Origin of the sequence: Streptomyces sp. NPDC056160 (assembly GCF_042268205.1) — a bacterium.
GTDB lineage: Bacteria > Actinomycetota > Actinomycetes > Streptomycetales > Streptomycetaceae > Streptomyces.
Map to the genome: position 1 here is coordinate 1 of NZ_JBHJUW010000204.1, position 11,501 is coordinate 11,501.

General features: G+C 69.5%; 10 protein-coding genes and 1 pseudogene. 4 read left to right on the forward strand and 7 right to left on the reverse strand.

The genetic code is table 11. The features are described from left to right. Window positions 1-268: 268 nt before the first annotated feature. Complete coding sequence (locus tag ACFC02_RS39215) at window positions 269-1,279, reverse strand: aldo/keto reductase (RefSeq protein WP_376367246.1); 1,011 nt, start codon at window positions 1,277-1,279, stop codon at window positions 269-271. Window positions 1,280-2,609: 1,330 nt separating this feature from the next. On the opposite strand from ACFC02_RS39215, the gene ACFC02_RS39220 reads away from it, so the two are divergent. Next, window positions 2,610-4,643 (forward strand): NPCBM/NEW2 domain-containing protein, encoded by a 2,034-nt coding sequence (locus ACFC02_RS39220; protein WP_376367248.1) that lies wholly within the window; start codon window positions 2,610-2,612, stop codon window positions 4,641-4,643. A gap of 243 nt (window positions 4,644-4,886) precedes the next feature. Next, window positions 4,887-5,270 carry a DUF6087 family protein gene (locus ACFC02_RS39225; protein ID WP_376367250.1) on the forward strand — a complete coding sequence of 128 codons (384 nt, stop codon included), beginning with the start codon at window positions 4,887-4,889 and terminating at the stop codon, window positions 5,268-5,270. Window positions 5,271-5,290: 20 nt separating this feature from the next. On the opposite strand, the gene ACFC02_RS39230 is transcribed toward ACFC02_RS39225, so the two are convergent. Further along, window positions 5,291-5,626, reverse strand: coding sequence for an EthD domain-containing protein (locus ACFC02_RS39230; RefSeq protein WP_376367252.1), 336 nt, complete (start codon window positions 5,624-5,626; stop codon window positions 5,291-5,293). 67 nt (window positions 5,627-5,693) lie between these two features. Here ACFC02_RS39230 and ACFC02_RS39235 point away from each other — a divergent pair, with 67 nt between their 5' ends. After that, window positions 5,694-6,068, forward strand: coding sequence for a MerR family transcriptional regulator (locus ACFC02_RS39235; RefSeq protein ID WP_376367254.1), 375 nt, complete (start codon window positions 5,694-5,696; stop codon window positions 6,066-6,068). A 16-nt stretch (window positions 6,069-6,084) separates the two neighbouring features. Here ACFC02_RS39235 and ACFC02_RS39240 read toward each other — a convergent pair. The 3 genes and pseudogenes from ACFC02_RS39240 to ACFC02_RS39250 all read right to left on the reverse strand — a co-directional run bounded on the left by ACFC02_RS39240 (window position 6,085) and on the right by ACFC02_RS39250 (window position 8,525). Continuing rightward, a pseudogene (locus ACFC02_RS39240) lies at window positions 6,085-6,976 on the reverse strand (IS5 family transposase). A gap of 35 nt (window positions 6,977-7,011) precedes the next feature. Continuing rightward, complete coding sequence (locus ACFC02_RS39245) at window positions 7,012-7,761, reverse strand: SDR family oxidoreductase (protein WP_376367256.1); 750 nt, start codon at window positions 7,759-7,761, stop codon at window positions 7,012-7,014. A 14-nt stretch (window positions 7,762-7,775) separates the two neighbouring features. After that, complete coding sequence (locus tag ACFC02_RS39250; RefSeq protein WP_376367258.1) at window positions 7,776-8,525, reverse strand: SDR family NAD(P)-dependent oxidoreductase; 750 nt, start codon at window positions 8,523-8,525, stop codon at window positions 7,776-7,778. Between the two features lie 119 nt (window positions 8,526-8,644). Here ACFC02_RS39250 and ACFC02_RS39255 point away from each other — a divergent pair, with 119 nt between their 5' ends. Next, a complete protein-coding gene (locus tag ACFC02_RS39255; RefSeq protein ID WP_376367260.1) occupies window positions 8,645-9,244 on the forward strand; it encodes a TetR/AcrR family transcriptional regulator in 600 nt (199 codons plus the stop codon). Window positions 9,245-9,559: 315 nt separating this feature from the next. Here the strand turns inward: ACFC02_RS39255 and ACFC02_RS39260 are convergent, their stop codons facing one another. After that, window positions 9,560-10,624, reverse strand: a complete 1,065-nt coding sequence (locus ACFC02_RS39260; RefSeq protein ID WP_376367262.1) for an FG-GAP-like repeat-containing protein — start codon at window positions 10,622-10,624, stop codon at window positions 9,560-9,562. A 555-nt stretch (window positions 10,625-11,179) separates the two neighbouring features. Then, entirely contained in the window at window positions 11,180-11,380 is a 201-nt protein-coding gene (locus ACFC02_RS39265; protein WP_376367264.1) for a hypothetical protein, read from the reverse strand. Window positions 11,381-11,501 lie beyond the last annotated feature (121 nt).

The following is an 11,501-nucleotide window of genomic DNA, read 5'->3' on the forward strand; positions in this document are numbered from 1 at the left end:
CCTACATCCAGGGCCGACAACCACCCCACCCGTCACAGACCGTGACGGGCAGTCAGCGGCCACCGACCTTGCACCGCTCAACTTCGAAGACCCGCGTTGCGCCGGGCCGGGCGGTCGTCAGGCCCCTCATCAGCGGTCAAGCGGTGCCCCGAGGCCCGGCGGCAACACCCCCCAGGTCATGCGTACGACAGGGGGCAAACAGCCATACCGGGCCCGGGGGCCAGGCGCCCCGTTGCGGGGCCACCAGAAAGGTAACGGGGGGGGAGGATCAGGCGTCGTCGGGGAGCGGGGCGGAGGGGCTGACCAGGTTCGCGGCGCGCAGGTCGTGCCAGAAGGCGGCCGGGATGTTCTCGTTCAGGGCGGCGGTGTCCTCGGCGATGCGGCTGGGGCGGGTGGCGCCGGGGATGACGGCGGCGGAGGCCGGGTGGGCGAGGGAGAACTGCAGGGCGGCGGCCTTGATGCTGATTCCGTGCTTGTCGGCGAGGGCCTTGAGGCGCTTGACCTTCTCGATGATCTCCGGCGGGGCCTGCTGGTACTCGAAGTGAGTGCCGCCGGCGAGGATGCCGGAGCTGTAGGCGCCGCCGACGACCATGTCGACGTCCTGTTCCTGGGCCATGGGCAGCAGCCGCTGGAGGGCGTGGGCGTGGTCGAGGAGGGTGTAGCGGCCGGCGAGGAGGAATCCGTCGGGCTTGGGCTCGTCGAGGGCGAGGGTCATCTCGATGGGCTCGGTCTTGTTGACGCCCAGACCCCAGGCCTTGATGACGCCCTCGTCGCGCAGCCGGGACAGGACGCGGAAGGCTCCGGTGCGGGCCTCCTCGAACTTCTGGACCCAGGCGTCGCCGTGGAAGTCCTGGGCGATGTCGTGGACCCAGACGATGTCGAAGCGGTCGACGCCCATGCGGCGGAGGCTGCCCTCGATGGATCGCTCGGTGGCGTCGGCGGTCCACTCGTGGAGGACCTTGTTGGGGTTGCCGTGCTCGAACAGGCCGCCCTTCTCGCCGAAGTCGGGGACGTCGGTCTCCATCTCGTCGAGGACGACCCGGCCGACCTTCGTGGACAGGACGTAGGAGTCGCGGGGCTTGGCGGACAAAACCTGGCCCAGGCGCTGTTCGGCGAGGCCCGCGCCGTAGAAGGGGGCGGTGTCGTAGTAGCGGATGCCCTGGTCCCAGGCGGCCTCGACGGTGGCGCGGGCGCCCTCGTCGGGGATCGCGCGGAACATGTTGCCGAGCGGGGCGGTGCCGAAGCCGAGCCGGCCGGGAAGGATGTTCTTCAGGGACATGAATGGTGCCTTTTCGATCGATGCCTCGGTGTGGAGTGAGGCCGTGGGGGCGGATGCCCTCCCGGTGGGGCGGCTCATCCGAGGGAGCCGGCACGGGGTGAGGGCGCACCCGCCGCGGTGGTAGAGGCGAACCGCATCAGATGCGGCAGCGCCTTACATGTGACCACAATAATTGCAGACGCGGGCTAATGCAAGGAGGGGGTAACGTCATCCGGTCAAGGGGACGATCGTGGGGACGAGGCCGCCGTCCGCACTGAGTACCCGGCCCGTGGACGCCGAAGCCTGCTCCGACGCCACCTAAGTGATCATGGCGGCCACCTCGTGGGTGCGGATCAGGCGTTCGAGCAGGGACGCGGCCGTACGGTTTTCCGCCAGACAGCGCCGCTCCTACTCGGCCGGGTCGAGCCCGGGATACAGCTCGTCGAACATGGCCAGCACGCCGTCACTCACCATCGGCCCGGGCAGGACGCAGTTCACGGTGACCCCGCGGCCATCAGGTCCAGCACGGTGCCCGGCTCGGCCCGAGGCTCCGGCGCTCCGGCCGGCTCCCGGTGTTCGCGCTCGGGCGGGAGCGCCGCTACCAGAAGATGCCGAAGGGAGACGCGGCCACCGATCCACAGGTGACGCGGCTGACTTCGCCTGTGCCAGGGAAACATCAACCGGTGCTGACCGAGGGCGACCCTTCAATCTGCTCCTGGAGCCAGCCTGAGGAACCCGTTCACACCGTGCGGGTACGGCCGTGCGCTGGGGTCGCCGGTTTGGAGTCGGTCGACCGCGATCAGCCCGTCGGTCGCAGCGGTCGACCGGTCGCCGCGCGCAGAAGCGCGCTGAACCGACGGGCGGCCGGGCTTTGCCGAGCTGCGGGGACGGGGACGGTGGCCGTGGTGGAGCGGTACCGCACGTGACGGGCCGGACGGCGCCCCCAGCCGGCCGTCTGGTGGCCGGGGATGTACAGCGTGGCACTGCCCACCCCGCCTCCTCGGCGATGCGAACGGCACCGCGCGCTTGACCCGTCGTCTCCCGGGATGACGGGGGGGGGGCCGGACCCACCCGCCGGACCGCCCACGGGCCCCGTCCGGGACACCGCGGCTGCGTGCGTCGCCCCGGGCTGCGCGCCCGGTCCGAGGTGTCCAAGCACCAGCGGCAATCGCACAAACTTCAACATTTAATTCAACTTTTCCTACTCGCAAGTCACTTGTGTCCTGACGACTGCACCGGACGAGCTAGGGTTCCCGAACTCTTCCAACAAATACGAACACGCTCTAACGTGGACTCCCGTTCGGTCCGAACACCTCAGCCACTCTGCAGCACACGGAAGGACATGCGAGGCATGCGCCAACTCTCAGCCCGGAGTGCACGACTCAGAGGAATAGGAGCGCTGACAGCAGCTGTGCTGTGCGGCGCAGGACTCGGCGCTCCGGCGGCGGTCGCGGAGGCACAGGGCAGCACACCGACGGGAACATCCACATCCCCCGGGGCAGGCCTGGTCGACACACCGCCCATGGGCTTCAACAACTGGAACTCCACCAACTGCCGGCCGGAGTTCAACGAGGACATGGTCAAGGGCATGGCCGACCTGTTCGTCGCCAAGGGCCTCAAGGACGCGGGGTACCAGTACATCAACCTGGACGACTGCTGGGCCAAGTCGCAGCGCGACGCGAACGGCAAACTGGTGCCCGACCCGGTGCGCTTCCCGCACGGCATCAAGGCGGTCGCCGACTACGTTCACAGCAACGGCCTCAAGCTGGGCATCTACACCAGCGCGGGCACGCACACCTGCAGCAACCTCGGCTTCCCGGGTGCGCTGGGCCATGAGTACAGCGACGCGCAGCAGTTCGCGGACTGGGGCGTGGACTACCTCAAGTACGACAACTGCTCCAAGCAGGGCGTGGACGCCAAGCAGCGCTACACCACGATGGCGGACGCGCTGAAGGCCACCGGCCGGCCGATCGTGTACAGCATCTGCGAGTGGGGCTCGAACAAACCCTGGTTGTGGGCAAAGGGTGTCGGGGACCTGTGGCGCACCACCAGTGACATCAGCGACAACTGGGGCAGCATGCTGTCGATCATGAAACAGAATCTGCCGCTCGACCAGTACGCCGGCCCGGGCCACTGGAACGACCCGGACATGCTCGAGGTCGGCAACGGCGGCATGACCGCGACGGAGTACCGCACCCACTTCTCCATGTGGTCGATCATGGCCGCCCCGCTGCTCATCGGCACCGACCTGCCCAAGGCCGACGACGCGACGTACCAGATCCTCGAGAACAAGGACGTCATCGCCGTCGACCAGGACACACTCGGCAAGCAGGGACGCGTGCTGTCCTCCGAGGGGGGACGCTGGGTCGTCGTCAAGGAGATGGCGGACGGCAGCCGCGCCATCGCGCTGTTCAACGAGAGCAACACCGCCCAGCGGATCTCGACCACCGCCGAGGCGGCCGGCCTGCCCAAGGGCCATGCCTACCGGGTACGTGATCTGTGGCAGCACCGGGACTACGACTCGGCCGGCACCTTCGCGGCCACCGTTCCCGCGCACGGCACCGTCCTGCTGCGCGCCTGGAAGGACAACCGGGCCGCCTCCTACCCACCGGCCGCCGAACTCGGCGCAAGCGGCCTGGAGTTCGTGCAGCCCGGCAGGGCCCAGCAGGTGACGACCACCTTCACCGACCTGGGCAGCACCTCCGCCAAGCGGGTCTCGGTCGCCCTCACCGGCCCCGGCGGCTGGCAGGCGAAGGCCCTCCCGCCGACCACCGCCCGTACCCTGCGCAGCGGCAAGGACCTCCGCACCAACTGGAAGATCGTCGCGCCGAAGGGCACGGCGCCGGGCACGTACGACTTCACCCTCACCGCGCTCTACACCTCCCCCCGCGGGACGTCCATGACCACCGAACTCCCCTTGCAGGCACGGATCGCGGTGGCGCCCCCGTCCGGCGACTCCTACGCCGGCGACCTTACCCCGCTGAGCTCGGTCAACGGCTGGGGCCCGATCGAGAAGGACCACAGCAACGGCGAGGCCGCGGCCGGCGACGGCAAGACGCTGACCATCGCCGGCACCACCTACGCCAAGGGGCTGGGCACGAACGCCACCAGCAACGTGGAGTACTACACCGCCAAGCAGTGCTCGGCCTTCAAAGCGACCGTCGGCGTGGACGACGAGGTGGGCGATCTGGGCTCGGTCACCTTCGAGGTGCTGGCCGACGGCAAGAAGGTCGCCTCGACCAGCACACTGAAGGGCAGCGACGGCGCCCAGCAGCTCACCGCCGACGTGTCCGGCGCGCAGACCGTGCAGCTCGTCGTCAACGACGGGGGCGACGGCCCGGACTACGACCACGGTGACTGGGCGAACGCGCAGTTCTCCTGCTGATCACTGTGAGCGAGGTGGCCGGCGCAGCCCTCCGGCACCACACCGGCCACCTGACAGGCCCCGGCCTCCTCTTCGTGTGAGGCGCTCTGCGGAACCCGGTCCATGTTGCAGAGCAGACACCAGCTCCTTCCTGGTGGCCGGCGGCCCAGTGCTCCTCGGGTTCCGACGGGTCATGCGGCATCCATGACACCCTCCCTGCTCAACCCCCTGCTGGATGCCGCCCTCCCGTACCGGAGAGACGCGGTGGACGACGTCCGCACGCGCGCGGCAGATCTCGCCGCGGACCCGGCCGACCACCGTCGCGGCCTGAGAACACCGCAGTCATGGGCAAGCACTCCTGAACCGGGCCGCCGAACCAGCCGTCCCGAGCCGCCGTCCCGCGCCGTCCCGCGCGTCGACGGCGACGATCCGCTCGCGGCGTACCACAAGCGGCGCCGTCCTCCGCTGGACGTCTGGCGCCGACACCGCCCGCCGCACGGCGGCGGTGGCCACCTCCGGCCCGGCGAGGCGCGGGCGTCGGAGGAGTGGGACGGCTTTGCGTACGCGCCTGCGGGCACGGCCGCGAATCTCGCGGAAGCCCGGCGATGGGTGAACGAACAGGCGCCTGACGACGAACCAGCGGCGTGACCGGCGGACGAGTCTGCCCGTCAGATGACCTTCCTCTCCTCGGTGACCATCACGGCCACCGAGTCCATGTCGATAAAGCGTGCTTCGTCGGGGTTGACCAGCGTCCGGTAGTTCTCGGAGGCGAAGAAGGCGTCGTGGTCCTCCCAGTCCTCGAACCAGATTTCCGTCAGGCCGTCGTAAGCCCGGGGCGGGTAAGTCTCGGCGGGGACTGGGTGGGACACGGTGTACTTGCGCACGTAGCGCTCCGCCTCCGGGATGGAAGTGAACGGCGGCGCATGCCGGTCCCGGTGGTGCTCGACGAAACGCTCGTACGACATTCCCTCGACGCGGTTGATCATGAAGATGAGCTTCAGCATGGGGTTAACCTAAATGCTCACATCAATGTCAGGGGAAAGTGTGTCAGCAGCATGTGAGGAGTTCGGCATGCGGATCGGTGAACTGTCCGCCCGGACCGGAGCCAGCCGCCGGTCGCTGCGCTACTACGAGGAGCAGGGCCTGCTCGTCAGCTCCCGTTCGCCCAGCGGACAGCGCCACTACGAGGACGAGCACGTCCAGCGGGTGCGCCTCGTGCAGGCGTTCCTGGCAGCAGGCATGTCCAGCGGCACCATCGCCGAGATGGCGCCCTGTATGTCCGAGCCGACCGAGGACAGGGCGCGGCAGGCACTGGAGATCATGGCCCGCGAGCGGGCCCGGCTGTCTGAGGCCATGGACGGCCTCGCTGCCGCCAGGGCCGCGCTGGACCACCTCATCGAGGACAACCACGCGTACCTGGCACGGTCGGCGGACGAAGCTCCGTGAACCGGGGGCGTTCGGATCAGCGCGCGGACCGGAGGGAGATGCCCGCGGCGTGGAGTCCGGTCAGATAGACGGTCGCGGTCTTCTCGTAGCGGGTGGCGACCCCGCGCCACTGCTTCAACGTGGCGCACATGCACCACTCGACGGTGTGGCGCTGTTTGCAGGCCCGCGGTCGAAGGCGGGCAGTCTGCCGCCGGCTGGTCCGCGCCGGGTCCGGTCGGCCCGCGCCGGGCCGGTCGGGCCGCGCCGGGCCGGTCGGCCCGCTGGTCGGCCCGTTCGGGGATCACCGCGCTGATACCGCTCTGCGCAGGTGGTCGCGGATCCCGCCGGCCGAGTACACCTTGTGAGCCAGGATCGTGTCCGGCCTGGTGAGGGACCGTCCGCGGCGGCGGGGAACACGCAGGCGGTCCCCGATGTCCGTGATGGCGGGTGCGTCGCCGGCCTGTCCGGCGGTGAGGACGAACGCCGGTGGCCGGCACCGGCCGCCGGCCGCGGGGTGGATCTTCGTGGTCGGTCCGCCGCGGGAGCGGCCGATGGCATGGTGCCGCGGCTCACAGTCCGGGGCCCCGTTTTGCAGTCCCCGGCCGCGTGCCGGTGAGCGCGCGCGATCGCGGAGCCCACCGGCGCGGCCCAGGTCAGGTCCTCGTCCGCGTCGGCCTGGGCAAGCCGGGGCGGTGAACATCCGCTCCCAGGCGCCGTCGACCGGCCCACATCCGCAGCCGGTTGTAGACGCCCCGCCAGTTGCCGCACTTCTCCGGCAAATGCACCCGCCGGGCCCCGGTCTGGAACTCGTAGGCGATCGCGTCGATCACCTCACGAAGGTCCTGCCAGCGGCCACGCCGCCTCAGCGTCCGGTCCGGGAGCAACGGCTCGATCCGCGCCCACTGTGCATCAGTCAACGACCCACCCAGACCAACGATCAGGCGATACGAATCAAACCGCCTAGCTAGTACGCCAGCTGCCCGATGCCTCCGTCGACGCGCAGTACGGTCCCTGCGGTGTAGGCGGATTCGTCCGAGGCGAGGTAGACCGCCGCCTTCGCCAGCTCCGTGGCGGTTCCCAGGCGATGCAGAGGCACGGTCTGCCGGAGTTCCTCGTAGAGGGCGGCCTGGCGCTCGGGGCCCAGGGGCGCGAACGCGTTGGTGATCGTCGGGCCCGGGCTCAGTCCGTTGACGCGGATGCCCCGGTCCTTCAGCTCATGGGTCAGCCCTCGCGTGTAGGAGAGCAGGCCCGCCTTGGCCGCGCCGTAGACCGTGGCGTCCTCGTGCCCGATGTACGCCGAGACCGAGCCGACGAGGATGACCGAGGACTGCTGCGAGAAGAGCGGCAGCAGGTCCCTGATCAGGAAGAACGGCGACTTCAGATTGGTCGCGAGGAGCCTGTCGAAAGCCTCCTCGGTCCATGCCTCGATGGGGAGGTGGGTGACGTCGGCGGCGTTGCTCATCAGGATGTCGAGCTTCGGCCACTCCTCCCGCAGGCGCGCCGCGAGCGCCGCCTGGCCGGGTACGTCGCCGGCGTCACTGGCGATGGTCAGCAGCGGGCCGTCCAGCACCCGGGCCGCATCGTCCAGCTTTTCCCGCGAGCGGCCGGTGATGGCGACGGTCGCTCCCTCGGCGAGGAATTCGCGGGCCGTTTCCCGGCCGATGCCGCTCGTCCCCCCGGTGATCAGTGCGTGCTTTCCTGCAAGACGATCCATTGTCCTGTCTCTCTTCAGATCGCGGTGCGGCCACCGTCGGCGGCCACGACCGCGCCGGTCATGTAACTGGCCCGGTCACTGGCGAGGAAGGCGATCACGTGGGCCACCTCGGCCGGGTCGCAGGTGCGCTTGAGCGCCGTGGTCAGGCCCATCCCACCCATGTCCGGGCCCATAGCCGCGACCACCTTCGAGGTGCGCATCGGGCCCGGAGCGACGGCGTTGACCCGCACGTTCGAGTCGGCGAATTCCGCCGCCCAGGTGCGGGTGAGCGATTCGAGTGCCGCCTTGGTGGCGCCGTAGACGGCCATGCCCGGCATGCCGAGACCGGCCGCGGTGGAGCTGACGTTGACGATGCTGCCGCCGCCGCTCGCGGCCATCTTCTCCGCGAGCAGGGCGGTGAGCAGGAAGGGCGCCCGCACATTGACCGCGAAGGCGGCCTCGTAGCTCGCGAGGTCCTGCCCGGTGGTCGGAAAGAACGTCATCACGCTCGCGTTGTTGACCAGGATGTCGACGGGGCCGGCGTCCTCGGCCAGCTGCGGCACGCTCGCCGGGTCGGACAGATCGGCGGCGATGAAACGCACCGCCCCGGCGGAGCCGCCACCGGCTGCGCGGAGATCTTCCACCACCTGGGCGCCGCGCTGTGGATCGGTGCCGGTCAGGATCAGGCCGGCACCGCCCGCGGCCAGCACCTTGGCCGTGACGTGCCCGAGTCCGCCGATCGCACCGGACCCGGTGACGAGTGCCGTTCTGCCTGCGAATTCCATTGCTTCTGCCCTTCGTACCGGCCGGCGAGCGGCCGACTTCTGTGTGGTCGTTCAAGAAGTGACGCAACGGAAGCTACGACTTCTTGAGCGCCGAGTCAAGAAGTCGTAGTATCGGCCACGTGGCACGAACCGGACGCCCCCGCGAGTTCGACAAGGAACGGACGCTGGAGCGCGCACTCGAACTCTTCTGGTCCCGGGGATACGGGGCGACGTCGATCCAGGACCTGGTCGACGCGCTGGCGGTCGAACGAGGCAGCCTCTACGGCGCATTCGGCGACAAGCGCCGCTTCTACCTCGAAGCCGTCAGGCTCTACTGGGAGGTGTACGAGCGGCACCTGACCGCCGCGCTCGACACCAGCCCTCTCCTGCCCGCCCTGCGCGAGATCCTGAACCATCCCGCGCGGCTGGACGAACTGATCTCCGACGTGGGCGTGCCACACGGCTGCCTGGTCGGCAACACGACCGCCGAACTCGTCCCCCATGACAGTGAGGCCACGGAGATCGTCACCCGCTCGTACCGCCGGTTCACCGGCATCGTCGCCGGCGCGCTCCGCCGCGCGCAGGCCGCCGGAGAGGTCACGGACACCTGCTCCCCCGAGGCCCAGGCGCAACTACTCCTCTATGTCGTCCAGGGCCTCTCGCTCGTGTCGAGGGCGGGGCTCGACAGGACGGCGGCCCTGGCGGCCATCGACACGGCGCTGGACGGGCTGCGGGCGTGAACGGCGAACTCGCCGTCGACAAACGCTAGACGCTCTGCCCGGGGAGGCTGTGACCGGATGAGCCAGGTCCCCGCTGGGGGATCTTGAACCGGTGAGGGCCTTTCGGTTCGGTGCGGATTGCGACATCTGCACCGAGCAACGAAGCCTCCGCGAGGGCCTCGACGCCCGAGGGACCGGCTATGTCGTCGCCATCCGCTCGGATGCGGCCGTCCACCCGCACGACGCCGCGCCGGTCACGCCACACCCTGCGCCCTGCGCGCTGCGCCCTGCGTCCGGAGGGCCCGTACCCTCCGGACGCTGTGGGTGTGAGGGGGGTCAGCAAAATCCGTTCAGGCCCCACCACTCGCCGTTGGTGCGCTCGCCGCCCGCCAGGAGGCCGTTGCCGCGGCCCTGGTAGGTGACCAGCCAGCCGAGGTTTCCGGAGCCGCCGTCGATGACGTACTTGTCGTTGGTGACGGCGGCCAGGTCGGGTCGGCCGTCACCGGAGAAGTCGCCGACCGCGATGAGGTTCGCCATCGCGTTCCAGCCGCCGTTGCCGACCAGCACGCGTCCGCCGAGGGCCGAGGCGCGGCCCGGGTAGAGCCACAGCTTGCCGGTGGAGGCCTCGCGGGCGTAGCGGTCCGGGCGGCCGTCGCCGTTCATGTCGCCCACACCGGTCAGCGCGTTCACGCCGTTCCAGCCGCCGGTGCCGATCAGCTTGCGTGAGCCGAGGGCGCCGGTGGAGGTGCCCGGGTACAGATACAGCTTGCCGGTGGACTTCTCGGCGGCGATCAGGTCGGCGCGGCCGTCGCCGGTCAGGTCGCCGACGGCGGTGATCTCGCGCATGCCGTTCCAGCCGCCCGTGCCGATCAGCTTGCCGGTGCCGGTTCCCGAGGCCAGCCACAGCCGGCCGGCCTCGTCGCGGGCGATCACGTCGGCCCGGCTGTCGCCGTTCATGTCACCGAAACCGGGCGTCTTGGGGGTCGCCTCGGCGGACCAGCTCGGGTAGGCCTGCTGAGAGCATTCGCGCTCCGTGCGGGCGAACTTGACCGAGCTGATCGTCGCGGTGGGGGACGAGGAGTACTCGCCGGCGCCATTGGGGTCCGCGGGGAAGTAGCCGCCCCAGGGGCTGTAGTTCTTGTCGTCGTAGAGGCAGGCGATGGACTTCGTACGGTTGACGTACGAATGGATTTTGTTGTCCCAACTGCCGAGGTCCGCGACGCTCTTGTTCGTCTTGTACATCGTCCCGGTCGCGCTCTGGCCCGACCAGCCGCACCAGTAGCCCGTCGGACAGTCGTACGAACTGGCTGCTGCCGAAGTGGCGTTCACGGCGGCCACACCGGTGCCGGCGAGCACAAGACCGGCAAGCGCCGCCGCTCCGCGGGCGAAACGGTTTCCCATACACATCCCTCCCTTGGCTGTGCGCCCGTACTTTAACCCGACTTTACCGGCGGGGGTATTCCTTCATGGGGAGGGACGCGATGCGCCGACGGAGTGCCCCGGAAAGCAGCCGGCAAAGGCCGGCACACCAGCAGCTCCGGGACGACCGGTGCGGGAACTGCGCGTGTGGGCGGCGAGCAGGGCTGCCGGGGTGCACGGTGCGAGCAGCATTGCGAAAGCGGCGCTGTAGTGGCAATTCCCACCCTGCTGATCTCGGGGTTGGGCCTTTCCTCCGCCCTGTTCAACGCCTGCCTCGGCGCGGGCTCGACGGACGCCATCGGCTCCTGCTCGGGCCCCCGGATGCGTCCGGTGATCTCGTGGTCGTCAGCGACGCGCCGGGACGGATGCGCCAGGTGGTTGTGCCACCACCTGGCGTTGCGGATCTGGCGGTCGAGCGCGGCATCGATGATGCGGGACCGGGCGGCGGCGTCGATCGGCCAGCCACGGAACGCACCGCAGGTGATCTGGTGGCTGTGTTGACGGGGCCGGGCTGTGTTGACGGGGCCGCCTTCAGATTCACCACGGGTGCGATTGCGTCCGCTCACGTCTGAGGAGTCTCCGGATCAGCAGGAACACACCCACAGCGATCAAGGTCATCCCCATGAGGATCAAGGCCGCCCCCAGGGTGATCAGAAACGTCCCGATGAGGATCAGTAGCGCCCCGGCGAGGACCAGCAGTGTGCCGATGATGAAGAGAAAGATGGCGAGGACGGTCACAGTTGTCCTCCTGTCTCCCTCCCGCTCTAGTGTCCCGAGTCTTGGGAGGACTGCATATCTAGGATTTGGGGTTCGGTAGGCGGTTCAGGTAGCCGGCGAGGCGTTCGAGGATCTCGTCGGC

Excerpts from the sequence above, each read along its gene's own strand:
- ACFC02_RS39215 (WP_376367246.1), bottom strand. The coding sequence starts at position 1,279 with ATGTCCCTGAAGAACATCCTTCCCGGCCGGCTCGGCTTCGGCACCGCC.
- ACFC02_RS39220 (WP_376367248.1), top strand. The coding sequence starts at position 2,610 with ATGCGCCAACTCTCAGCCCGGAGTGCACGACTCAGAGGAATAGGAGCG.
- ACFC02_RS39230 (WP_376367252.1), bottom strand. The coding sequence starts at position 5,626 with ATGCTGAAGCTCATCTTCATGATCAACCGCGTCGAGGGAATGTCGTAC.
- ACFC02_RS39235 (WP_376367254.1), top strand. The coding sequence starts at position 5,694 with ATGCGGATCGGTGAACTGTCCGCCCGGACCGGAGCCAGCCGCCGGTCG.
- ACFC02_RS39245 (WP_376367256.1), bottom strand. The coding sequence starts at position 7,761 with ATGGATCGTCTTGCAGGAAAGCACGCACTGATCACCGGGGGGACGAGC.
- ACFC02_RS39250 (WP_376367258.1), bottom strand. The coding sequence starts at position 8,525 with ATGGAATTCGCAGGCAGAACGGCACTCGTCACCGGGTCCGGTGCGATC.
- ACFC02_RS39260 (WP_376367262.1), bottom strand. The coding sequence starts at position 10,624 with ATGGGAAACCGTTTCGCCCGCGGAGCGGCGGCGCTTGCCGGTCTTGTG.